The sequence below is a fragment of the Bradyrhizobium sp. 21 genome (assembly GCF_023073335.1).
Taxonomy (GTDB): domain Bacteria; phylum Pseudomonadota; class Alphaproteobacteria; order Rhizobiales; family Xanthobacteraceae; genus Bradyrhizobium.
Genome location: NZ_JADPJG010000006.1, coordinates 277,266 through 301,264 on the forward strand (window position 1 = coordinate 277,266; position 23,999 = coordinate 301,264).

The following is a 23,999-nucleotide window of genomic DNA, read 5'->3' on the forward strand; positions in this document are numbered from 1 at the left end:
GGTCGAGCCGGGGCATGACACCATTGTGGAAACTACCGCATCATCATCCGCGCGATCGCTTCCCCGATCACCACCGTCGTGAAGTGGGTGTTGGCGCGACAGTCGGACGGCATGATCGAGGCATCGGCGACGCGCAGGCCGGCGATGCCCTTCACCGTGCCGTCAGGGTTGACCACGCCATTGGCATCCCCAGCACCGCTCATGCGGCAGCTCCCGGCGGCATGCTGGATGTCGCCGGTGTCACGGCGCAGCAGCGCATCGAGCTCATGATCCGGCAGCGCTGCAGCCTGCGGCAACGTGAGATCGGTGTCGGTGAGCCGGATCCAGTCGGCGATGCCCGATAGCGCCGGCTGGGAGGTGATGACGGCGAGCCGTCTCACCGCATCCATCATGCGCAGCATGTCGCGGGGATCGGCCAGCATGTTCTCTTCGACGACCGGATCAATCGCGGGGTCGGCCGAGGCCAATTTAAGCGAGCCACGCGAAAACGCGTTGAACAGCCCGGCGCCGATCGCTCCGGGGACGCCGATACCGCGATGGTTGAAGGCGATCAGGATCATGTCGCGCTTGCCGCCGTCGGCGAGACCCGAGGAATAGGTCACGCAGCAATTGGTGTGGCGGGTATCCGGGTCGGTCGGCCGCAGCTTTTCCTGGAGCTGGATGGTGGCACGAAACAGCGGGTGGTCGAAGAAATGCCGGCCGACCGGCAGGTCGCGCTCGACCGCGATCCCCATCGCCTGCAACTCATCGGCCGGCCCGATGCCGGACCGCAGCAGGATCGCCGGACTGTGGATGGCGCCGGCGCAAAGCACGATCTGGCGCGCGCTGATCTCGTGGGTGCCCTGCCCCTCGATGTGAACACGAAGGCCGGTCGCCCGGCCGTCGCTGATCAGCACGCGATCGACCAGCGCATGCCCGCGAATCTCCAGATTGGCACGGCTGCGCGCAGGCTCCAGATAACCTTCATTGGTGGTGATGCGGCGGCTGTTGCGGCTGTTGATCGGGTAACAAGCCACCCCCTCGCCATCAGGCCCATTGACGTCAGCGCACCAGGAATAGCCGCTCGCCAGCGCCGCATCGCGCAAGCCGCGATCGATCGGACCCCATTTTTCCGGCGGCGCGCGATAGACCGGCAACGGTCCGCCGCGGCCGTGGCCTGCGGCATCGCCGAACTCAAAATCGTCCTCGATCACCGAGAACAACGGCATCACATCCCTGGCCGACCAGCCGGTGCAGCCATTGGCGGCCCATTCGTCGAACGCATCGGCGACGCCGCGGATGGCGATCTGGCCGTTCATCATCGATGAGCCGCCGAGCCCCTTGCCACGCCAGTAGAAGCGCGGCTCCTGCCCCGCCACCCGGCGCGTCAGAAGATCAGGCCACTGCCATTTTTCCTGGTACTCGCGCTTGTGGATGATGGGAATCGGATTTGGCGTCATCACTTCCCAGGGCGCCTCGTCGGCGCGCCAGTCCAGACCCGCTTCGAGCAGCAGGACGCGCCGTGCCGAGTCTTCCGAGAGCCGTGCTGCAACAGCCGCGCCGGCTGAGCCGCCGCCGACAACAATGACATCGTACATCGCGTTACTTCTCAACGTTCCAGAAAACCGGGATGGCGGACGGTATCAGACCGCGCAAGCCGGTGCGATAGGCGGCCGGCTGGGCGAACTGGCCCCACGGGATCGCGGGCGCCTGATCGTACATGACGGTCTGGATCTCGCCTGCGATCTTCTTGCGATCCTCCTCGGCCGGCGCCTTGGCGAAAGCCTCCATCAGCGGCGTGATGCGTGCGTCGCATTGCCAGCCGGTGAAGTCGGCGCAATTGAAGGCGACCATGACATTGGTCAGCGGCGAGCCGAGATCGAAACCGCCGGCGTGAACGCCATAGACGCTCCAACCCTCCTTCTTGGCGCGGCGCGCCAGCACGCTCGCCCAGTCCATCACCTGGAGATCGACGTTGAACCCCGCCTGCTTCAGGCGTTCGGCCAGCACCTGCGCCGAGACGCGCGGGGCTTCGAGATCGTTGGCCTCCATCACGACGACAGGCTCGCCGGCATATTTCGTTGCCTTCAGCGCGGCCTTCGCCGCCTCGATCGACGGCTTGGCGGCGGCCTCGGTCCCGGCCTTGCTGTCATAAGTGGTGCCGCAGGTGAAGTAGGTCGCGCAAGGAGCGGCGTATTTGGCGTCGAGGCCGAGCGCATCCAGCACCTCGCGCTGATCGACCAGCTTCCACAGCACGCGCCGGATGGCGGGATCGTCGAACGGTTTCGATGCGGCGTTGAGGCGATAGGCGCCCGCGAACATGTTGCCGCCGGTGAAATTGACGAGCTTGACGCGGGCGTTCTTCTCCATTGTCGGCAGCAGATCGAACGGCGCGTATTGCATAAAGTCGATCTCGCCGGCCTGTAGCGCGGAAGCGGCGGTCGAACCATCGGGGATCACGCGGATCTCGAGCGTATCGACATTGACGCGCTTGCCGCCGGCGAGGAAGTCGGCCGGCTCGGCCCGAGGCACATAGTCGGCGAATTTCTTCAGGATCATGCGGTCGCCGGTGCGGTGATCGGCCTTGCTGTAGACGAACGGGCCGGAGCCGACGATCTCGGTGATGCGCTGGTCGCCCGGCGTCTTGGCAATACGCTCCGGCATCATGAAGGCGACGGGGCTGACGGGATTTGCGAGCGCGTCGATGACGAGACCGGACGGCTCCTTCAGCGTCAGCACGAAGGTTTTTGCGTCGGTCGGCTCGAGCGAGGCCGTGATCGCGAAGATGCGGCGGCCGAGCGCGCTGCGGGTGCCCCAGCGGCGCAGCGAGGCGACGCAATCGGCGGCCGTGACCGGTTGGCCGTCATGCCACTTCAAACCGTCGCGCAGCGTGAAACTGTAGGTCAGGCCATCGGCCGAGACTTTCCAGTCCTGCACCATCTGCGGCTTGATCTCGCCCTTGGAATCCTTCGCAAACAGCGTGTCGAAGACCATGTAGCCGAACGTGCGCGAAATATAGGCCGTGGAGAAATGCGGATCGAGCGTGACAATCTCCGCCTCCAGCACCGCGACGAGATTGCCCGCCGCATGCGCCGGCGCCACAACCAGCGCGAGCCCGAGCAGCGCCGGAATGAGAGTCTTCAGTTTGGACATGGGTGTGTTTTTGCCTTTTGACGCGTCTTTGCACTCGCCAGAAAAAAGCAATGTTCGTGCCCATACGGCCGGACAACGTATGCGCTCACGACTATCTGCCGCGCGTTTGCGGGGTGCACACTTTGAGTTGGAGAGCGACGCTATCGCATCCCGTCATTGCGAGCGGAGCGAAGCAATCCAGACTGCCGCCGCAGGAAGACTCTGGATTGCTTCGTTCCGCTCGCAATGACGGTGGGGAGGCAGATGTGCGCTACACCCGCTCTCGTGCCCCGGACGCAGTGCAGCGCTACTTCAGCGGTGCGCTGCTGAGCCGGGGCCCAGGTTTCCAAGCCATCCGTGGGGCGTGGGTCCCGGCTCTGCGCAGCAACGCGAAGAGCGTTGCAGCGCGTCCGGGACACGAGACTGCCCTACCGGATCACCCGTCCGAACTTGTTCGACTTCGGGAAACCCTTCGGCGGCAGACGGCCGGCGTCACCGCGGTTGCCGCGCCACTCGGCGAGTTCCTTCATGGTCGCAGAGAATTCGCGGCCAGCGGAGTCCTTCCAGGTCAGGCCCGCCTTGGCGTCGAACACGGCGACGTCGGAAAGCCCGCCGTCCTTGTATTTCTGCAGGCGCGCACCACGGCCACGCGGCATCTCCTGCACCTGGTCGAGCGGGAAAAGCAGCATCTTGCGGTTCTCGCCGATGACCGCGACGGTGTCGCCGAGCACCTCGGTGACCGTGCGCGCCTCGTTCGGCATGTCGACGTTGAGGACCTGCTTGCCCTTCTTGGTGGTGCCGACGCAATCGTCCTCGTTGACGACAAAGCCCTGGCCCTCGTGGCTCGCGACCAGGAATTTGCGTCCGCCCTTGTTGACGAACAGCGCGACGGGAGCGGCCTCCTGCTCGAGGTCGATGAACAGGCGGATCGGCTCGCCATGGCCGCGACCGCCCGGAAGTTTTGCGACGTCGAGCGAATAGAACTTGCCGTTGGTGGCGAACAACAGCAGCTTCGAGGTCGTCTCCGCAAAGAAGGCGAGACCGAGCTTGTCGTCCTGCTTGAAGGTCAGGCCCGAGAGATCCTCGACATGGCCCTTCATGGTGCGGATCCAGCCCTTGTCGGAGACGACGACGGTCACGGGCTCGCGCTCGACCAAGGCCTCCTCCATGGCGGCCAGATCATGCTCGGGCGCATCCGCAAAGGTGGTGCGGCGCTTGCCGAGCGGCGTCTTGGGTCCGAACATGTCGCGGACCTTGCCGACCTGCTCGCCGACCTTCTTCCACTGCTCCGGTTCGGACGCGAGGATCGCGTTGATGCCCTTGAGCTCGCTGCGAAGGTTCTTGTCCTCGGTGCGGATTTCCATCTCTTCGAGCTTGCGCAAGCGTCGCAGCCGCATGTCGAGGATGGCCTCGGCCTGCACCTCGGTCAGCTTGAATGCCTTCATCAGAACCGGCTTCGGTTCGTCTTCGGTGCGGATGATCCGGATCACCTCGTCGATATTGAGGAAGGCGATCAGATAGCCGCCGAGCACCTCGAGCCGGTTCTCGATCTGCGTCTTGCGGTAATTGCTGCGGCGGATCAGGACGTCGCGCAAATGGTCGAGCCATTCGCGCAGGCACTCCGCGAGCCCCACCACCTTGGGGACGCGGCCCTTGATCAGGACGTTGAGGTTCAGCGGAATCTTGTTTTCGAGCTCGGTGAGCCGGAACAGCGATTCCATCATCAGCGCCGGATCGACGTTCTTCGACTTCGGCTCGATCACGATACGGACGTCTTCGGCCGACTCGTCCCTGATGTCACCGACCAGCGGCAGTTTCTTCTGATCCAGCAGCTCGGCGATTTTCTCGATCAGGCGCGACTTCTGCACCAGAAAGGGGATCTCGGTGACGACCACGACCCAGGTGCCGCGTGCGCCCTCTTCCTGCTCCCATCGGGAGCGGACGCGGAACGAGCCGCGGCCGGTGGTGTAGGCCTCAGCGATCGCCTGCTTGGAATCGACGCAGATGCCGCCGGTTGGGAAATCGGGCCCCTTGACCCACTTCATGAGCGCCCTGGATTTCGCGTCGGGCTTCTCGATCAGATGCAGTGCGGCGTCGCAAAGCTCGGCGGCGTTGTGCGGCGGGATCGAGGTCGCCATGCCGACCGCAATGCCTTGCGCACCGTTGGCGAGCAGGTTCGGGAATCCGCCGGGCAGCACGACCGGCTCCTTCGACTGGCCGTCGTAATTGGGACGGAATTCGACCCCGTCCTCGTCGATGCCCTCGAGCAGAAGCCGCGCGACATCGGTCATGCGCGCTTCGGTGTAGCGGTAGGCGGCGGGATTATCGCCGTCGATATTGCCAAAATTGCCCTGGCCGTCGACCAGCGGGTAGCGCGAGGAGAAATCCTGCGCCAGGCGCACCATAGCGTCATAGATTGCCTGGTCGCCGTGCGGATGGAACGAGCCCATCACGTCGCCGACGATTTTTGCGGATTTCTTGAAGCTGGTGCCGGGGTCGAGCCGAAGCAGGCGCATGCCGTAGAGGATGCGCCGGTGCACCGGCTTCAGGCCGTCGCGCGCGTCCGGCAGCGCGCGATGCATGATGGTGGAGAGCGCGTAGGCGAGATAGCGCTCTTCGAGCGCCTCGCGCAGCGGCACTTCGTGAATTTCGGCCGGTTCCTCCGGCGGAATCAATCGTTTTCCCATGCCGCCCGGTTAAACCGTGGAAGCGAATCGGGCAAGGATCGATTGGTTCCCTGTGGGCGGCCTACTGGCCTACTGGCCTGCCCAGCCGGCTGTCACAGTCTGCTGGGTCTTGGTCTGCGCGGTCACCGGAGCATTGGCCAGGCAGTGGCGGGCTGCCTCGATCTCCGCCTCCGTTGCCCCCTTGGACCTCGCCCATGTCTCTGCGGCGGCAGCAGAATATTTCGCCACATAGTACCGGACGACGGTGCAGGATGCCCGGCGAAACACCCCGGGTTGCGGCTCACCGGCCATGGCATCAGGCGCAAACGCGAGCAGCGCCGCGGACAAGGCAAATCCCTTGATCAACATTTAGGCTGTCCCCCGTTGTGGAACCTGGGAGGCCAATTCCGCTACACCGACTTTTGTTCCGCAGAAGCTCTCTGTGGATCAGCCGGGCGGTGGCCGGTCGGTTCATGGCGGAGGGAGAGCCACCCTGTTCTGCTGCCGCGTGAGCGCGTTAATGAACCCGGCGCGCGCATCGGAATGCCCCTGCCCGCGCGGCTCCAGCACGTGACGCAGCAGGAACAGCCCGGTGAGCCGAAAGCCGTCCTGGAGATCCTCATCGGTGAGGTCGCCCTGCACCTCGCGCTGGCGCAGGAACTGGGGCAGGCGCAGCAGGCGGTCGCGCCATGGCTCGCCGGCGCCGCGCGACACCGCGCCGCCGGATTTCGGCGAGACATAGATCAGGTCCGTGGTCTCGCCGGTGACCGCGCAATTCTCCAGCGCCAGCCCGAAACCGAGCTCGGCCAGCATCGCCAGCTCGAAATGGATCACGTGCACGGCGGCGCTGCCGATGTCGTCGAAATCGTCGAGCGAATGTTCGAGCAGCGCAAAAATGCCCTCGTGCGGATCGCGTTCGGGAAGGAGCCGGGCAACCGAGGCCAGATGGGTGATGCCGTACACGCCGTGAGAGGATGTCAGCAGCGTCGCCGCCCGCAGCTTGAGCCCCTCGATGGCGTAGGTGCCGAGATGTTCGTCGAGCCGTGCCCGCCACACCGCGCTGACGCTGTTGCCCGGCTGCAGCAGCGGCCGCATCCGCGAGCCGGCGCCGCCGCGGACGAGACCGAGATGGCGGCCGTGCGCGCGGGTCAACAGCTCGACGATGGCGCTACTCTCGCCATGCCGCCGCACGCCCAGCACGATGCCTTCGTCGGTCCATTCCATATGCTACATATAGCGCTCTATGCCTTGACGCAGAAGATCGAGACACCCTGGATTATAATGGACGTCATTGCCGGTTTGATTGTCTCAACTCTCGAGTTGGTAGTCTGGCTGCTCTGGTGGGCAATCTTCGATGCCTTGCCGGCCGTTTTCTGGTTCACAGCGCTCGCTTTGTTGTTCGCGGCCACGCTCGGGAAGGTCACCGTCGAATTTCCGGAACGTCGGACCCGCATTGGCTGGACGGGCCTCTTGCAGGTAAAGCGGCCCGGCGAAGGCAAGGTGATCCTGTCTCCGGCACTCGGCGTCATTGCGGGCTTCGTCATCTGGGCCGTCATCGTGAGCGCGGTGATCATTGTCCACGCCTACCAATCGTAGCCAATCGCATGTCACCGTAAAAATGGTGGCTTCGCTAATCTAATCCACCCTACGCACCGTCAAGCGTTGAACCAGCCCTGCGCGTCGCCGCTGAAGGAAAAATACAGGCCCATCGCCGTCAGCACGCAGGAGACGATCTCGATGGCGCTGTCGAGCTCAATGCCCTTCTCGCCGATGATCTGGCCGAGCGAGATCACCGACAGCACGAGCGCCGCCGCCAGAACCCAGCGCGGCCAGTTCTTGCGCCAGTGCGCGGCGAGCCAGACGAAATAGACCAGCAGCAGGATCATGCCGCCGGCGAGCAGCGCCCCCGTCATGATCATCTGCTCGGTCATCTCGGCATTGGGCGTGCGGTCCTGCACCGCGACCGACAGGGCATCCAGCATCAACGATGCATAGAGCAGCGCTTCGAAGCGCCGGACGTGGCTGGGTACGCTCATCGCTGACCGATCTTTTCTTGGTTATTCTTTGGGAAATTCCAGGCCCATCTCGCGATAGCGATCGGGATCGTCGCCCCAGTTCTCGCGCACCTTGACGAACAGGAACAGATGCACCGGCACGCCGATGATCTCGGCGAGTTCCTTGCGCGAATCCGCGCCGATCGACTTGATGGTGGCGCCGCCCGCGCCAAGCACGATCTTGCGCTGGCTTTCGCGCTCGACGAAGATGGTCTGCTCGATGCGCACCGACTTGTCCTTGCGCTCCTCCCACTTCTCGGTCTCGACCGTGGACTGGTAGGGCAATTCCTGGTGCAGCTTGCGAAAGATCTTCTCGCGCGTGATCTCGGCCGCAAGCTGCCGCATCGGCGCGTCCGACATCTGGTCCTCGGGATAGAGGAACGGACCCGGCGGCACGATCTCGGCCAGTGTATGCCTGAGGTCGTCGACGCCGTCGCCGGAGATCGCCGCGATCATGAAGGTCTGTGCGAAGGCCATGCGCTCGTTGGCGGCCTGCGCCAGCGCCAGCAGCTTCTCGCGCTGGACCAAATCGACCTTGTTGATGACCAAAATCTTCTCGTGCTTGACGCTGGCGACCTTGGTGAGGATCGCCTCGGCCTCCTCGTCGATGCCGGCCTTGGCGTCGAGCAGCACGCAGACGAGATCGGCGTCATGCGCCCCGCTCCAGGCGGTCGAGACCATGGCGCGGTCGAGCCGGCGCTTGGGCAGGAAGATGCCGGGCGTGTCGACCAGGATGATCTGCGCGTTGTTCTCGATGACGATGCCGCGGATCAGCGCCCGCGTGGTCTGCACCTTGCGCGAGACGATCGTGACCTTGGCGCCGACCAGCGCATTGACCAGCGTAGACTTGCCGACATTCGGCGCGCCGATGAGCGCAACGAAGCCGCAGCGCGTAGCCGTGGGCGCCTCGCCGCTTGTTTCAGCCGTCATTGCCGCCGCCAACGCCTTCCCGTTCGATCATCACTGATGCTGCTACTTTCTCTGCCGCGCGCTTGCTGCCGCCGATACCTTCGGCCGGCGCCAATCCAGGCAAATCCACCGCGACGCGGAATTGCGGATCGTGATGCGGGCCGGTGCGCTCGACCTCGCGGTAGACCGGCGTCGGCAGTCCCTTGCCTTGGGCCCATTCCTGCAGAACGGTCTTGGGATCGCGCAAGGGACGCCGCGGCTTGTGCATGCGCTCGGTCCAGTTGCGCTTGACGAATTCGGACGCCGCCGCGTAGCCGCCGTCGAGGAAGACGGCGCCGATCACGGCCTCGCAGATGTCGCCGAGCACACTCTTGCGCAGGCGCGCGTCGGCGCTGGGGCCGACCGAGCCGAGCTTGATGTCGTCGAGCAGACCGAGCGACTTGGCGACATCGGCGCAGCTCTCCTTGCGCACCAGTTCGGCAAGTCGCTTGGACAGCTCGCCTTCGTCGGCGTTCGGGAAGGCGTGATAGAGCATGTCGGAGACGACGAGCCCGAGCACGTGGTCGCCCAGGAATTCCAGCCTCTGATAGCTGTCGCCGCGCTTGCGCCCGGACTTCAGCGCCGAGACATGCGTGATTCCCTGCATCAAGAGGTTCGGATCGGCAAAGCTGTGGCCGATGCGCGCCTCGAGCGCCGCGTTCGCATCCGTGCCCTTGGCCTTGCTGCTCCGCACCCGCTTCTTCTTCGCAGGCGGCTTGACCTCAAGGGCCTTGGTCTCAAGGGCCTTGGTCTCAAGGGTCTTGGTCTCAAGGGTCTTGGTCTCAAGGGTCTTGGTCGCAGCTTCGCCGTCGGGGCCCGCTTGCGCCTCGGTCGGTTGGGCCGCGATGTCCTTGGCTTCGTCTTTCATCGGACAATTTTGAAGAAACGATTCCAGCGCACCGCCCACGGCCAGCGCCAGAACATCCAGGCATGCTCGCCTTCGGCGATCGAGAAGAAGATCATCTGGGCGCGCCCGATCAAGTTCTCCTGCGGCACGTAGCCGACCTGGCCGAGGAAGCGGCTGTCGGTGGAATTGTCGCGGTTATCGCCCATCATGAAGAAGTGGCCGGTCGGCACGGTGTAGACGTTGGTGTTGTCCACGTAGCCGTTGTCGGCGCAGTCCAGCGTCTCATAGGACACGCCGTTCGGCAGCGTTTCCTTCCAGCGCTTCACCCGGGAGACGCCGCTGCCTTCGGAGCCGCAGGGGTCCTCGCCGACAAATTCGCTCATCCGCTGCCGCTCGACCGGCGTGTCGTTGATGTAGAGCAGCCCGTCACGCATCTGGATGCGGTCGCCCGGAAGCCCGATCACCCGCTTGATGTAATCGGTGGAGTCGTCCTTCGGCAGGCGGAATACGGCGATGTCGCCGCGGTTCGGGTCCGAGGCCCAGATCCGCCCCGAGAACAGTGGCGGCGAGAACGGGATCGAGTAGTGGCTATAGCCGTAGGAATATTTCGAGACGAACAGATAGTCGCCGACCAGCAGCGTCGCCTTCATCGAGCCGGACGGGATGTTGAACGGCTGGAACAGGAAGGTGCGGATCACCAGCGCGATCAGGAGAGCGTGGATCACGACCCGGATCGTCTCGCCGACGCCGCTCTCAGTTTTCGTTCCTGAAGTCACGCTCATTGCTCTCTCAATTCCGGCCGGCAGTCACGGCGCGCCCCCCTCCCGCGAACAGCGGGTTCGCGGCCCAAGGAGATTGTCCTGATTCTGATAATGAGGGCCAATTCCGGCGTAAAGCCGAATTCGCCCAAGCTGATTTGCGTCCGCGGACTTTTAGACGGTTGTCGGAGGCCACGCAATCAAGGAACGCATCAAAACTGCATAAGCATTTGATTTTTAACAAGAATTATAAAATAATCAGAGATCGGTCAGGGTTTGGCCCGCGGCACGGCGGAAATGATGACGAAGGCCTGTGCCAATGGCCAGTCATCGGTGATCGAGAGGTCGATCTGCGCCTCGAACCCCTCCGGGGTCAGGGCCTGGAGCCGGGCCAGCGCCCCGCCCGTCAATTGCATGGTTGGCCGCCCCCCCGGCAGGTTGACCACCCCCATGTCGCGCCACCACACGCCGCGTCTTATGCCCGTGCCGAGCGCCTTGGAGCAGGCCTCCTTGGCGGCGAAGCGCTTGGCGTAGGTCGCAACCACCATCTTCTCGTTCTTGGCGCGCCGCTCCGCCTTGGCCCGCTCGGCCGTGGTGAAGATGCGATCGAGGAAGCGCTCGCCATGGCGCTCGATCACCTTGGCCACGCGGGTGATGTCGATCAGATCGGAGCCGATGCCGATGATCATGCCCGGCTCCGGCCGCGGTCCATCGCCGCGCGCATGCTGCGCACCGTCTCGGCGAGACCGACGAACAGCGCTTCGCCGATCATGTAGTAGCCGATGTTGAGCTCCATGATCTCCGGCAAGCCTGCGATCGTCTCCGCCGTCGCATAGTCGAGCCCGTGCCCGGCGTGAACTTCCAGTCCCGCCGCCTTCGCCAGCTTCACGCCCGCCACGATCCGCCGCCACTCGGCCTCGGCCTTGTCGGCATGGCCGTCGACGACGGCGTCGCACCAGGCGCCGGTATGGATCTCGATCACGGGCGCGCGCAGCCGCGCCGCCATCTCGATCTGGGCAGGGTCGGCGGCGATGAACAGCGACACCCGGATGCCGGCATCGTTCAGCCGCGCGATATACGGCGCCAGCGCATTGTGCTGGCCGACCACGTCGAGCCCGCCTTCGGTCGTCACCTCCTGACGCCGCTCCGGCACGAGGCACACCGCATGCGGCCTGGTGGCGAGCGAGATGCGCATCATGTCGTCGGTCGCCGCCATCTCGAAATTGAGCGGCTTGGAGATCTCGGCCTTCAGCCGCGCCATGTCCTCGTCGCGGATGTGCCGGCGATCCTCGCGCAAGTGAGCGGTGATGCCGTCGGCGCCGGCCTCGATCGCCAGCAACGCGGCGCGCACCGGGTCGGGATGGCGGCCGCCGCGGGCGTTACGGACGGTTGCAACGTGATCGACATTGACGCCGAGGCGGAGCGGAGAAGCGGGCATTTCAGGACTCACGAGATCAGGGAGACAGACCCATACGACAGGCGCCTATCCATTAACACGTTCGACGCGGGCGACGACGGCCTTGGCGCGCAGCTGGGCCAGGATCGCGCTCAGATGCTTGAGATCGTAGACTTCGAGATCGATCGTCGTCTCCGTGAAATCAGGCGAGCGGCGCTGCATGCTGATGTTGTCGATGTTGCCGTCGTGCTCGGCGATCACGGTCGCAATCTGCGCGAGCGCGCCGGGCTCATTGACGTTCTCGACCCTGATACGGGCCGGGAAGCGCTGCGGCGCGGAGTCCTCGATGTCCCAGCGCACGTCGAGCCAGCGCTCCGGCTCTTCCTCGAAATCCTTCAGGGCCGGCGCCTGGATCGGGTAGATCGTGATGCCCTCGCCCGGCGTGACGATGCCGACGATGCGATCGCCTGGCACGGCACCGCCGTTCGGCGCGAACTTCACCGGCAGGTCGGAATTGATGCCGCGGATCGGGATCGCGACCGGGCTGCGCGGCGGTTCCGACGACTTCTCCTTGAGCTTGCCGGCAAGCCCCTTTTTGATGCCGTAGCGCGCGATGCGCTCCTCCTTGTAGTCGGGATACATCGCGCGCGCGACGTGGGAGGCCTTGATCTCGCCGCGGCCGACCGCCGCCATGACGTCCTCGATCGAGGTGCGCGCGAGCCGCGGCAGCGCGCCCTTGAGCTTGTCGTCGGCGTACTCGATCTTGGCGCGCTCGAACAGGCGCTCGACGATACGCCGGCCGAGACCGGCATATTGATCGCGCACGGCGGTGCGCGTCGCGCGACGGATGGCGGCGCGCGCCTTGCCGGTGACCGCGAGCGTCTCCCAGGCCGAAGGCGGTGCCGATTGCGCTTCCGAGGTCAGCACCTCGACCTCGTCGCCGTTCTGAAGCTCCGAGGACAGTGGGGCAAACTGGCCGTTGATCTTGCAGCCCACCGCGCTGTTGCCGACGTCGGTATGCACGGCATAGGCGAAGTCGATCACGTTGGCATGGCGCGGCAGCGCGATCAGCTTGCCCTTCGGGGTGAAGCAGAACACCTGGTCGTGGAACAGCTCGAGCTTGGTATGCTCGAGGAATTCCTCCGGGTTCGCACTCTCGGAGAGGATGCCGATGGTGTGGCGCAGCCAGGCAAACGCGTTGGACTCGCGCTTCAGGAATTCGGTCGGCGAGCCCACGCCTTCCTTATAGAAGACGTGCGCGGCGATGCCGCGCTCGGCGATCTGGTCCATCGCTTCGGTGCGGATCTGGAGCTCGACGCGCTGGTTGCCCGGACCGATCACCGTGGTGTGGATCGAGCGGTAGTCGTTCTGCTTCGGCGTCGAGATGTAGTCCTTGAAGCGTCCCGGCACGACCGGCCAGGTGGTGTGGACGATGCCGAGCGCGCGGTAGCAGGACTCGATGTCGTTGACGACGACGCGGAAGCCGAAGATGTCGGACAATTGCTCGAAGCCGACCGACTTGCGCTCCATCTTGGTCCAGATCGAGAATGGCTTCTTGCGGCGGCCATAGACCCGCGCCCCCAGGCCCCGGTGGCGCAGATTGTTGGAGAGCTGATCCTCGATTTCGCCGATCAGATTGCGGTTGCGCTCGGCGAGCGCATCGAGCCGCTGCATCACCACCGAATAGGCCTCGGGATCGAGGGTGCGGAAGGACAGATCCTCCAGCTCCTCGCGCATCTCCTGCATGCCCATGCGTCCGGCCAGCGGCGCATAGATATCGAGCGTCTCCTCGGCGATGCGCCGGCGCGATTCCGGCGGCACGAAGTCCAGCGTGCGCATGTTGTGCAGGCGGTCGGCGAGCTTCACCAGAAGCACACGGACGTCGTCGGCAATGGCCAGCAACAATTTGCGCAGGTTCTCGGCCTGCTTGGCCTCCCGCGACACCAGCTCCAGCCGCTTCAGCTTGGTCAGGCCCTCGACCAGCGCGCCGATCTCGGGCCCGAAGATCTGGTCGATCTCGGCCCGCGTCGATTCGGTGTCCTCGATCGTGTCGTGCAGCAGCGCGGCCACGATGGTGGCGTCGTCGAGCTTCAGGTCGGTGAGAATTGCCGCCACTTCGAGCGGGTGCGAGAAATACGGATCGCCCGAGGCGCGGGTCTGCGAGCCGTGCGCCTTCATGGCGTAGACATAGGCGCGGTTCAGCAGGTCTTCGTTGGTGTTGGGATTGTAGGACCTGACGCGCTCGACGAGGTCATACTGACGCATCATGCGGGCGCGCGGCTTCGCCGGGCGTGCCACCGGCGCAGTCGGGGCCACGGCAACCGATTCGGTTGCGGCCTGCATCTGCGTTGGTGTGCGGCGTCGATATACCATGCCGTCCTGCCTTCAAACGGACCACGAGACAGCCCGTTGTATACATCTTAGCTCCGATCGCGCGCGTGTCCGATCAATTCAGTGACAGGACCAGGCGCGAAACGACAACGCTATGGTAACCACGAAAACGCCAACAAAAGCAAAGGCCCGAACAACGGTTCGGGCCTTTGATGAGATCACAAGAAGTCGACGATCGCGACGGGACGATTTATTCGTCCTCCTCGGGCTGCTCCTCGGGGGGCGCGAGGCCTTCGAGACCCTTCAGGAGCTCTTCTTCCGTCATACGCTCAACGGCAACTTCGGTATCGTCCGCATCCACGCTCGCACCCGCGGAACCGATCAGCGGCACAGTGTCCGGCTCCGGCTCGTCGACCTCGACGAACTTCTGCAGCGAGTGCACCAGCTCCTCGCGAAGGTCCTCCGGCGAAATGGTCGTCTCAGCAATTTCACGCAAAGACACAACAGGGTTCTTGTCGTTATCGCGGTCAACCGTTAGTTGTGAACCTGACGAAATCATGCGGGCCCGGTGGGCGGCCAGCAGGACCAGGTCAAACCGGTTGTCGACCTTGTCGATACAATCTTCTACGGTGACGCGAGCCATGGACTGTCGCTCCGTTGTGGGTGGGACGAAATATGTGGATGATTGAGGCTAGTTATAGGGGCTGGGACGGTTTCGCAAGGCCAATTTGTGATTTGGCCTCGCCAAACGGCTCTGCTACCCCCACATTGGGGCTGGGATGGGTGGTTTCCGGGGCTGCCATTGAGGGCGGCACCGCATGTGTACAAGTCCGTCATAACTATACCTTGATTGCCCCGACTTCTCCGGATTTGCGGTTTCGACGGGTTTCGGCGGGACTTTAGAACTGCGCGGCTTGCTGTCGCCGCGCCAACAATAAACGATCAATCACAAACACTACGCGAGCAAACTGAATGTCACCTTCCTCTTCCGACAAGATCGCGCTCTTCATCGATGGAGCCAATCTCTACGCGACGGCGAAAACTCTCGGCTTCGACATCGATTACAAGCGCCTGCTGAAGGAATTTCAGAGTCGCGGGACCCTGACGCGGGCGTTCTACTACACCGCGATCATCGAGGATCAGGAGTATTCCTCGATCCGCCCCCTGATCGACTGGCTCGACTACAACGGCTACACCGTCGTCACCAAAGCGACGAAGGAATTCATCGACGCCTCCGGCCGCCGCAAGGTCAAGGGCAACATGGACATCGAGCTCGCCGTGAACGCCATGGAGCTCGCCGAGCACATCGACCAGATGGTGCTGTTCTCGGGTGACGGCGACTTCCGCTCCCTGGTCGAGGCCGTTCAGCGCCGCGGCGTGCGGGTCACCGTGATTTCCACGATCGCGAGCCAGCCGCCGATGATCGCCGACGAGCTGCGCCGCCAGGCCGACGTCTTCACCGACCTCGTCGAGCTGCAGTCCAAGCTCGGCCGCGATCCGTCCGAACGCCCCGCCCCGCGTGACCGCGGCGACCGCGAGGCGCGCCACCACGCCCCGCAGTTCCTCCAGCGCGCAACGACGATGGCGCCGGCGAGGGGCGATGACGACTTCGAGGAGTGAGGCGGCCCGGTCAAGCCGCCAGCCTCTCAGCCTCGTCCCCGACCGTGACTGTCCGCTCTGCCCGCGCCTGGTCGCCTTTCGCGAGGCGAACCGCGCGCGCGAGCCATTGTGGCACAATGCACCGGTTGCGCCTTTCGGCGACATCAAGGCGCGCCTGCTGATCGTCGGCCTTGCGCCGGGGATGCAGGGCGCCAACCGCACCGGCCGTCCCTTCACCGGCGACTATGCCGGCGACCTGCTCTACGCCACACTGCTCGAATACGGCTTCGCCAAGGGCCAATATCAGGCACGTCCCGACGACGGAATGAAGCTGGTCGACTGCCGGATCGCCAATGCGGTGCATTGCGTGCCGCCGCAGAACAAGCCGCTGCCGGTCGAGATCAACACCTGCCGCCAGTTTCTCGCGGCGAATCTCGCGACGATGCCGAACCTGCGCGCGATCGTCGCGCTCGGACGGATTGCGCACGACACCGTGCTCAAGCCGCTAAATCTGAAAGGCTCGCAAGCCCCCTTCGGCCATGGCGCGGTGCACCAGGCCGGCGCGTTCAGGCTCTATGACAGCTATCACTGCTCGCGCTACAACACGAACACCCGCGTGCTGACGCCGGACATGTTCCGCTCCGTGTTCGCGCAGGTGAAGGCCGACCTCGACTAAAGCGCGATGAGATCAGGATGAATCGTCATCGCGCTTTAGGTTATTGTTTGAGCATGATCTCCGCGCAAACGCGTTCCGCGTTTGTCGCGACGGAAAACCGCTGCACCTTTTCCGGATCATGCTCTAGTTTGTGGCAGGATTTGCCTTCAGCCAGTCCAGCACGTCGCCGGCGTTCCGGTCGGGTGGGAACACCGGGTAGAACACGTGCGTGATGCGCGCGTCGTCGACGATCAGCGCGAGGCGCTTGATCAGGGTCAGGCCTGCGACCTCCATGGTCGGCAAATTCAGGGCGCGCGTGAGCGCCAGCTTTTCGTCCGAGAGCACCGGGAACGGCAGATGCAGCCGCGAGGCCATCTCGGTCTGGTATTCGTTGCTCTGGGTCGAGAGACCGAACACCTGCGAGGCGCCCGCCGCCTTGAGCTCGGCGAACAGATCGCGAAACGCACAGGTCTGCGGCGTGCAACCGCGCGCCCCCGGAATCATGTCCCAATCGTCGACCAGCGAAATCTTGCCGGGCTCGCCGGTGCGCGGATAGGCGAACACGACCGTGCGCCCGGACAGCGCCGACAGCTTCACTGACGTATCGTCGGTCGCGAGCAGGCTGATCGCAGGCAGCGTGATGCCCTTGAGGTGCGCGGCGCCGCCGTCGTCGGCGGGTGCGGGAATCTTGCTCCAATCGACCTCGAGCAGGTTTTTCTGATTCATCTCGCTATCCCCTCGCCGCTATCCCCTCGCCCGCAGCAGGCGGCCTTTCTCGCGGCTCCAATCGCGCTTCTTCTCGGTCTCGCGCTTGTCGTGCAGCTTCTTGCCCTTTGCAACCGCGAGCTGCAGCTTGGCGCGGCCGCGCTCGTTGAAGTAGAGCTTGAGCGGGATCAGCGTCATGCCCTCGCGGTCGACCGCGCCCATCAGCTTGTTGATCTGCTTGCGATGCAAAAGCAGTTTTCGCGGCCGTTTGGGCTCGTGATTGAAGCGGTTGCCCTGGAGATATTCGGGAATGGTGGCGTTGATCAGCCAGATCTCGCCGTCCTTGGAATCGGCGTAGGATTCCGCGATCGTGCTCTTGCCGCTGCGGATCGATTTGACCTCGGTGCCGGTCAGCGCGATGCCCGCCTCGACCGTATCCTCGATGGCATAGTTGAAGCGGGCCTTGCGATTTTCCGCCATGACCTTGATAGGACGTTCGTTCTTATCGGCCATAGCAGACAAACCTGATCGAGATTGCGCAAAGACGCTAACAGTTCGGGTGAAGCGCGCGCGTCACTTCTTGAGGAGATCGCGGATCTCGGTCAAGAGCTCGACCTCCGCCGACGGTTTTGACGGCGCGGCGGGCGCAGCCTCTTCCTTGCGCTTCAGAGTATTGATGCCGCGGATCACCAGGAACAGCACGAAGGCGACGATCATGAAGTTGATCGTCAGTGTGAGGAAACTACCCCAAGCGAGCACGGCACCTTGCTTTTTCGCGTCGGCTAAGTTGGTGGCGGTGACCGCCTTCGACAAGGGGGTGAAGTAGTTCGAGAAGTCGAGGCCGCCGGTGATCGCGCCGATGATCGGCATGATGACGTCGCCGACCAGCGACGTGACAATGGCGCCAAAGGCGGCGCCGATGATGACGCCGACCGCGAGATCGACCACGTTGCCCTTGACGGCAAACTCGCGGAACTCCCTGAGCATCCGCGTGCCTCTTTCTTCGACTCCCATGACAAGCTCCCCGACTGGCTGGCGCCTCAGTTGATCAGGCCGGCGTGCACCATGGCGCTGCGCACGGCAACGCGGGTCGGCTCGGTGACCGGCACCATCGGCAGCCGCAGCGTCTCGTCCAGCTTGCCGAGCAGCGACAGCGCATACTTGATCGGCGCCGGATTGCTCTCGATGAAGAGGTTGTTGTGCAGCGGCATCAGCTTGTCGTGCAGCTTCAGCGCGGTGGCATGATCGCCCTTCGCCCAGGCGGCCTGGAACTCCGAGCACAGGCGCGGCGCCACGTTCGAGGTCACCGAGATGCAGCCGTGGCCGCCATGGGCCATGTAGCCGAGGATGGTCGCATCCTCGCCCGAGAGCTGGTTGAAGTCCTCGCCCATCGCCGCGCGCTGCTGCGAGACACGGACCATGCTGGCGGTGGCGTCCTTGACGCCGGCGATGTTCTTCAACTCCCACAGCCGCGCCATGGTGTCGACCGACATGTCGATCACCGAGCGCGGCGGGATGTTGTAGATGATGATCGGAATCCCGATTGCATCGTTGATCGCCTTGAAGTGCTGGTACATGCCTTCCTGGGTCGGCTTGTTGTAGTAAGGCGTCACGACCAGCACGGCGTCCGCGCCCGCCTTCTCGGCGTGCTGGGAGAGCTCGATCGCTTCCTTGGTGGAGTTGGAGCCGGCGCCGGCGACGACGGGCACGCGGCCCTTGGCTTCAGCGATGCACCATTCGACGACCTTCTTGTGCTCGTCGTGGCTGAGCGTCGGGCTCTCGCCGGTGGTGCCGACGGGGACCAGGCCGTTGGTGCCCTCTGAAATCTGCCAGTTGACCAGGGCGCGGAACGCTGCCTCGTCGAGCGAGCCGTTCTTGAAGGGCGTGACCAAGGCGGTGAACGATCCCCGGAATTTCGTCTTGGCTGCCATGGACTTCCTCCGTACGCGGCGATCTCGAGAGCAAGCCGCATTCATATCGGGTCTATCCCGCCGGTAAAAGACCCGCTTCCGTGCCACGCACCGTTTAGGCCGCGATTTTGCCGCGGTGATGGTGCAAACCCGGCAAAGGTAAGCGGCTGTTGGTATTTTGTCCGCATATTCAATCAAATACAGCCAGATCTTGTACAGATAGGTCTTGAGCCAATTGACTGATTCGGGGCGACGAAACGCCGTGACCTCCTTTCCGCGTGCCGCATGGCGATTGACCGGTCTGGCCGTCTGCCTGATCGCGGGGTTGTCGGTCGGCTGCGCCGCCTTGGCCAAGTCCAATGAGACGACCGCGGAAGGGGCCAAGGACACCAAGGACACTGCAAAGCCAGCCGCAAAGGACACTGCGAAGGGGCCGGCCAAGGGGCCGGCCAAGGGGTCGGTCAAGGGGTCGGTCAAGGGAACCGGCAAGGAGACTGCGAAGGACGCAGCCAAGGACGCGAGCAAGGGTGCGGCCAGCGCCCCCGCCAAGGATGCTGCGAAGAAGCCTGCCAAGGATGCAGGAAAGGACGCTGGAAAGGACCCCGGCAAAAACGCAGGCAAGGAATCCGCGAAGGACAAGCCCAAGGCGGCGACAGCGGCCCCCGCGCCAAAATCAACGCCGACCGCCCACGGCTCGCCCGCCAAACCAGCACCCGCGCCGGCCGCGACGGCCACCGTCAGACCGACCGCCCCGGCCGTCGTCAGACCGGCCGCAGCTCCCGTACTGGCTCCGGCGACCCGCCAGCATGCCGCACCGCGCAAGCCGGTCACGCCGGCCGCGGTGGCCGCGACCTCGTCGACGCCGCAAGCCGACAAGGACACGCTGGAAACCGTCATCGAGCTCGTGCGCAAGCGCAAGTCGGCCGACGCCACCAATTACGCGGCCTCGATCTCGGATCCCGTCGCGCGAAAGCTCGCGGAATGGATCATCCTGCGCAGCGAGGACAATGGCGCGACCGTGGAACGCTACCGCGCCTTCCTCTCCGCCAATCCGAGCTGGCCGTCGCAGACCTTCCTGCGCCGGCGCCTGGAGGCCGCGATGTGGGACGACAGACGCGACGATTCGGTCGCGTGGTCGTGGTTCGAGAATGAATCCCCCGTGTCGGCCAAGGGTCGCTTCACGCTCGCCAAGGCGATGCTGGCGCGCGGCGACCGCGCCAATGCCGAGCGTCTGGTGCGCGAGGCCTGGCGCAGCGATCCGATGTCGGAGGACACCGAGAACAACGCGCTCGACCAGTTCGGTGCGCTGCTGACGCCGGGCGACCAGAAGGCGCGGATGGACACGCTGCTCTACGGCAGCGAGAACGAGGCCGCGCTGCGCGCCGCAAAACGTCTCGGCGCCGGCTATGTCGCGCTCGCCAAGGCGCGCATCGCCTCCCTCAAGAAGGCACCGAACGCGCGTGCGCTACTCGAGGAAGTGCCGCGCGAGCTGCACAGCGATCCCGGCTTCATCTTCAGCAAGATCCAGCTTTTGCGCCGCGAGGAGAAGTTTGCGGAAGCCGCCCAGCTGATGCTATCGGCGCCGAAGGATCCGAACCGGCTCTACAATCTCGACGAATGGTGGATCGAGCGGCGCCTGCTGGCGCGCAAGATGATCGACACCGAGGAATTCCGCAGCGCCTATCTGATCGCGCGCGACGCGGCCCTGCCCTCGCGCGACATCTACAAGACCGAGCAGGAATTCACCGCCGGCTGGATCGCGCTGCGCTTCCTCAACGATCCCGCGTCCGCCACCCAGCATTTCGCCCGCATCGGCGTCGGCAGCGTCAATCCGACCACGCTGGCGCGCGCCGGCTATTGGCAGGGCCGCGCGGCGGAAGCGGCGGGCCGCCAGCAGGAGGCACGCAACGCCTACGCGCGGGCGGCCGAGCAATCCACCAGCTATTACGGCCAGCTCGCACGCGCAAAGCTCGGCCTGCCGCAGATCGAGCTCAACAGCCAGCCGCGCAGCCGTGGCGCCGAACGCCTTGAGATCGTGCGCGCCGCGCAACTGCTCTACGAGCTCGACGAGCGTGAGATGGCGATCCCTGTTCTCGCCGACATGGGCGAGAACGGCGATCCCGAGGCGCTGGCCGGCCTCGGTGAGCTCAGCCAGCGCCACAGCGACGCGCGCGGCATGCTGCTGCTCGGCAAGGCTGCGCTCAATCGCGGCCTGCCGTTCGACTTCTATGCCTACCCCGTCAACGGCATTCCGCAGTTCACGGCGATCGGCCCCGAGGTCGAGCGCAGCATCGTCTATGCGATCGCGCGGCAGGAGAGCGCCTTCAATCCCTCGGTCGTGTCGCCGGCGCAGGCCTATGGCCTGATGCAGGTGACGCCGGACGCCGCGCGCTATGTCTGCAAGCGGCATGGCGCGACCTACGATCTGGGGCGGCTGAAGAACGATTCGGTCTACAACGCCACGCTCGGCTCGGCCGAGCTCGGCGGGCTGCTCGAGGATTATCGCGGCTCCTACATCATGACCTTTGCCGCCTACAATGCCGGCCGCGGCAGCGTGAAGAAGTGGGTCGATCGCTACGGCGACCCGCGCGATCCCAAGGTCGATGCTGTCGACTGGGTCGAGCTGATCCCGTTCTCCGAGACGCGCAACTATGTGCAGCGGATCATGGAGAATCTTCAGGTCTACCGCGCCCGCTTCGGCGGCGGCACGCGGTTGCAGATCGAGGCCGATTTGCGCCGCGGCGCCGGCAGCGTCGAGTAGCGGCGGCTCCTCTCGAGCGGAAGCATGTCCCCTCGATCACCCTGACATACCTGATTGAGGGAGGTGCTTTACGCGCGCTCTGGTGGCGTTTGTTTTGGGGATAGGCATCTGCTGTCCCGGGTCAACAAAACGAGGAAAGCCATGAAGACCTTAGCAATGTCTGCTTTTGCTCCTGTCGCTATGTCGATTGCGCCGGTGATTGCCGGCCCCATCAAAGTCGCCGCCCAAACTAGCAACGGCGCCGAGTCCAATGCCCCCTGTCCAGTGGTGTGGGTCACAACTGCGGAAACGTTCTCAACTTCAAAACCTTTTACGAGTGCCAAACCAACACGATGGAGAGGGGCTGAACCAGCGTTGAGAGCTCCAACTACTGCCGGACCCTGGAAGTGAAATAGCGATGGTTTCGATCTGGACCCCAGGAGGCCGCCCTGGTTGGCGGCCTATTTGGTTCGATGGCCAGCACCGAGACGGTCTTGGCGCCTTGCCGGCGACCACGCTCGCCTTTGACTGCCAAGGACAAGCCACCAACGGCAAAAGAAAAAGCCCCGGCGGTTTCCCGCCGGGGCTCTCTGTCAGGTCGTTAGACCTAGCTTACCAGTTGCGCTGAGCGCGGAGGAGCAGAACGACCGTGTCCTGATCCTTGAGGTCGTAGGCCGCAGCCGGCTTCGCCGGGACAGCGAGCGTAGCCGCCGGGGTCACCACACCAGCGTACTTCTGGTCGAGGTGGGTCCAGGCAACGTCAGCCGAGAACGTCAGGTTCTTGACCGGGGTCCAGCGGGTGATGATACCCACCTGGCCGATCGCGAAGTCCGGGTTACAGGACGTCACGCCAGCGAACCCAGCACCGAACACGCCACCACCAGCACCACCAGCGCCGCAGAGCGTGGTCTTTGCCAGGGTGCCGAACTGCGCCTGAGCGTAAGCACCGTAGATCGCGGTGTTCCAGTAGGGATCCCAGTTATGGGTGTAGGCACCGCGGAAGCCCCAGGTCTTGATCGTCTCCTGCTGGCTGCCCGTGATGTACACGGTATCGGGAGCGGTGGCGAAGCCGACGCTGCCGTAGTTACCGGTGTTCGTGGTTCCCCACATCGAGTAGGTGCCGCTCGCCAGGTTCTGGAAGTTGTAGCGGGTCGCACCGTCGGTGTAGACGCCCGAAATGTTGATCACGTCACCCGCACCAGTCGGGATGTTCTTGATCGACAGAGCGAGCTGAACCGCCCAACCCCATTTGTCGTCGGGGTGGCCAGTGACTTCGGACGGGCCGTAGTAACCGACGTGGTTGTCATGCGCAGCGACCGACGCCTGGAAGAGACCCCAGGCCTGGTCGACACGCACCATCGCAACGAGGTTCGGCGAACGGGTGCCGCCGATGGCGTTGGAGCCGTAGGCGCCGCCGAGCATGCCGGACGCAGTCGCGCCGGTCATGTTCAGGTTGCCGGCCTGATAGTACGAGGAGACGTCTTCAGCCGAGAACGACGCCGTCACGCCCTGACCGAAATCAGCGGTGTAGGTGAACTGGTTGACACCAGTGACCGTGCCGCTGCCGCCGACGAGGCTGTCGAAGTTGTTGCCGGGATAGTTGGTCCAGGGCGCGTCGAACTGCGACACGGCCTTACCCATCGTGAAGCCGGCGAACTGGATGAAGGCGTAGTACACGCCGAGCGAACCGCCCGAGGTGTTGCTGTCGGTGCTGTTGACGCCGCCGGAGCCCGAACCGAACAGGCCCGTGGTGGTTGCGCCGGGGTTGGTCGCCGCAGCCAGCGAGCCGCTGTAGGCGGTGGTGCCGGTCGCGCTGCCGGTGCCGACGTAGTTGCCGGACGTCCAGGAGAACACGCCGTCGAAGAAGGTACGGACGACGCCGTACTCGGTCGCGGTGCGCGTGTCGATGTTGAGGTCTTCACGAGCGCGCATCGTGTAGTAGTTCGTCAGACGGTTGCGGGAACCGTTGGCGCCCTGGCTCGAAATGTTGAGACCGCCGCCGAAGTCCGAGTTGGTGCCCAGCGCGACTTCAGCGCGCAAGTAACCACCCAGCTTGATGCAGGTGTCGGTGCCCGGGATGTAGTAGAAACCCGCACCGTACAGGGAGCAGATCTTCACGTATTCGACCGCTTTGGCCTTCACGGGGAGATCGGCTGCCTGCGCTCCGCCAACGGCAATGAGACCTGCCGCTGAACCGAGCAAAAGGCTCTTAACCAACTTCATGTTAAACCTCCAAGTTTGCTCTAAAGGGTAGGTTCCGGATCCGCTGGGTGAAACAC

Annotated in this window: 22 protein-coding genes; 4 read left to right on the top strand and 18 right to left on the bottom strand. The window is 64.3% G+C overall.

The genetic code is table 11. The annotated features are described in order from the left end of the window. Positions 1-32 precede the first annotated feature (32 nt). The 5 genes from IVB31_RS11075 to recO form a co-directional block, all read right to left on the bottom strand. Entirely contained in the window at positions 33-1,577 is a 1,545-nt protein-coding gene (locus IVB31_RS11075; protein ID WP_247321729.1) for a GMC family oxidoreductase N-terminal domain-containing protein, read from the bottom strand. 4 nt (positions 1,578-1,581) lie between these two features. After that, positions 1,582-3,132 (bottom strand): ABC transporter substrate-binding protein, encoded by a 1,551-nt coding sequence (locus tag IVB31_RS11080; RefSeq protein ID WP_247321730.1) that lies wholly within the window; start codon positions 3,130-3,132, stop codon positions 1,582-1,584. A 407-nt stretch (positions 3,133-3,539) separates the two neighbouring features. After that, positions 3,540-5,798, bottom strand: coding sequence for a DNA topoisomerase IV subunit A (gene parC, locus IVB31_RS11085; RefSeq protein WP_247321731.1), 2,259 nt, complete (start codon positions 5,796-5,798; stop codon positions 3,540-3,542). A gap of 69 nt (positions 5,799-5,867) precedes the next feature. Further along, entirely contained in the window at positions 5,868-6,146 is a 279-nt protein-coding gene (locus IVB31_RS11090) for a hypothetical protein (protein ID WP_247321732.1), read from the bottom strand. Positions 6,147-6,248: 102 nt separating this feature from the next. After that, entirely contained in the window at positions 6,249-7,001 is a 753-nt protein-coding gene (gene recO, locus IVB31_RS11095; protein WP_247321733.1) for a DNA repair protein RecO, read from the bottom strand. A 57-nt stretch (positions 7,002-7,058) separates the two neighbouring features. On the opposite strand from recO, the gene IVB31_RS11100 reads away from it, so the two are divergent. Further along, entirely contained in the window at positions 7,059-7,373 is a 315-nt protein-coding gene (locus IVB31_RS11100) for a hypothetical protein (protein ID WP_247321734.1), read from the top strand. A 59-nt stretch (positions 7,374-7,432) separates the two neighbouring features. Here the strand turns inward: IVB31_RS11100 and IVB31_RS11105 are convergent, their stop codons facing one another. From IVB31_RS11105 to rpoZ, 8 genes are all read right to left on the bottom strand, one after another. Further along, on the bottom strand, positions 7,433-7,813 hold the full coding sequence (locus IVB31_RS11105) for a hypothetical protein (protein ID WP_247321736.1): 381 nt from the start codon (positions 7,811-7,813) through the stop codon (positions 7,433-7,435). 21 nt (positions 7,814-7,834) lie between these two features. Then, a complete protein-coding gene (gene era, locus IVB31_RS11110; protein ID WP_247321738.1) occupies positions 7,835-8,761 on the bottom strand; it encodes a GTPase Era in 927 nt (308 codons plus the stop codon). After that, a complete protein-coding gene (gene rnc / locus IVB31_RS11115; protein ID WP_247321739.1) occupies positions 8,751-9,647 on the bottom strand; it encodes a ribonuclease III in 897 nt (298 codons plus the stop codon). Before rnc ends, era begins: the two co-directional genes overlap by 11 nt. Next, positions 9,644-10,408 carry a signal peptidase I gene (lepB, locus tag IVB31_RS11120; RefSeq protein ID WP_247321740.1) on the bottom strand — a complete coding sequence of 255 codons (765 nt, stop codon included), beginning with the start codon at positions 10,406-10,408 and terminating at the stop codon, positions 9,644-9,646. The genes rnc and lepB overlap by 4 nt, the downstream gene beginning before the upstream one ends. A gap of 245 nt (positions 10,409-10,653) precedes the next feature. Continuing rightward, the gene (gene acpS, locus IVB31_RS11125; RefSeq protein ID WP_247321741.1) at positions 10,654-11,073 is read right to left on the bottom strand and encodes a holo-ACP synthase; all 420 of its coding nucleotides are present in this window, start codon (positions 11,071-11,073) and stop codon (positions 10,654-10,656) included. Next, entirely contained in the window at positions 11,070-11,822 is a 753-nt protein-coding gene (locus IVB31_RS11130; protein WP_247321742.1) for a pyridoxine 5'-phosphate synthase, read from the bottom strand. Before IVB31_RS11130 ends, acpS begins: the two co-directional genes overlap by 4 nt. A 45-nt stretch (positions 11,823-11,867) precedes the next feature. Continuing rightward, positions 11,868-14,153: a bifunctional (p)ppGpp synthetase/guanosine-3',5'-bis(diphosphate) 3'-pyrophosphohydrolase gene (locus IVB31_RS11135; protein ID WP_247321743.1), complete on the bottom strand. Its 2,286-nt coding sequence runs from the start codon at positions 14,151-14,153 to the stop codon at positions 11,868-11,870. Between the two features lie 208 nt (positions 14,154-14,361). Then, the gene (gene rpoZ / locus IVB31_RS11140; protein ID WP_007603391.1) at positions 14,362-14,754 is read right to left on the bottom strand and encodes a DNA-directed RNA polymerase subunit omega; all 393 of its coding nucleotides are present in this window, start codon (positions 14,752-14,754) and stop codon (positions 14,362-14,364) included. Positions 14,755-15,083: 329 nt separating this feature from the next. On the opposite strand from rpoZ, the gene IVB31_RS11145 reads away from it, so the two are divergent. Beyond that, positions 15,084-15,731, top strand: a complete 648-nt coding sequence (locus tag IVB31_RS11145; protein ID WP_247321744.1) for an NYN domain-containing protein — start codon at positions 15,084-15,086, stop codon at positions 15,729-15,731. Beyond that, complete coding sequence (locus tag IVB31_RS11150) at positions 15,712-16,386, top strand: uracil-DNA glycosylase (RefSeq protein ID WP_247321752.1); 675 nt, start codon at positions 15,712-15,714, stop codon at positions 16,384-16,386. The genes IVB31_RS11145 and IVB31_RS11150 overlap by 20 nt, the downstream gene beginning before the upstream one ends. A 123-nt stretch (positions 16,387-16,509) precedes the next feature. Here the strand turns inward: IVB31_RS11150 and IVB31_RS11155 are convergent, their stop codons facing one another. Genes IVB31_RS11155 through dapA form a run of 4 tightly spaced genes read right to left on the bottom strand, consistent with a single transcriptional unit; the run spans position 16,510 to position 19,001 of the window. Then, positions 16,510-17,091, bottom strand: a complete 582-nt coding sequence (locus IVB31_RS11155; RefSeq protein WP_247321754.1) for a peroxiredoxin — start codon at positions 17,089-17,091, stop codon at positions 16,510-16,512. A gap of 18 nt (positions 17,092-17,109) precedes the next feature. After that, a complete protein-coding gene (smpB, locus tag IVB31_RS11160; protein ID WP_247321757.1) occupies positions 17,110-17,583 on the bottom strand; it encodes an SsrA-binding protein SmpB in 474 nt (157 codons plus the stop codon). A gap of 60 nt (positions 17,584-17,643) precedes the next feature. Then, positions 17,644-18,057 (bottom strand): large conductance mechanosensitive channel protein MscL, encoded by a 414-nt coding sequence (gene mscL, locus IVB31_RS11165; RefSeq protein ID WP_247322119.1) that lies wholly within the window; start codon positions 18,055-18,057, stop codon positions 17,644-17,646. A 53-nt stretch (positions 18,058-18,110) separates the two neighbouring features. Beyond that, entirely contained in the window at positions 18,111-19,001 is an 891-nt protein-coding gene (gene dapA / locus IVB31_RS11170; protein WP_247321759.1) for a 4-hydroxy-tetrahydrodipicolinate synthase, read from the bottom strand. A gap of 241 nt (positions 19,002-19,242) precedes the next feature. On the opposite strand from dapA, the gene IVB31_RS11175 reads away from it, so the two are divergent. Next, positions 19,243-21,741, top strand: a complete 2,499-nt coding sequence (locus IVB31_RS11175) for a transglycosylase SLT domain-containing protein (protein ID WP_247321761.1) — start codon at positions 19,243-19,245, stop codon at positions 21,739-21,741. A gap of 591 nt (positions 21,742-22,332) precedes the next feature. On the opposite strand, the gene IVB31_RS11180 is transcribed toward IVB31_RS11175, so the two are convergent. Next, positions 22,333-23,943, bottom strand: a complete 1,611-nt coding sequence (locus IVB31_RS11180) for a porin (RefSeq protein WP_247321764.1) — start codon at positions 23,941-23,943, stop codon at positions 22,333-22,335. Positions 23,944-23,999 lie beyond the last annotated feature (56 nt).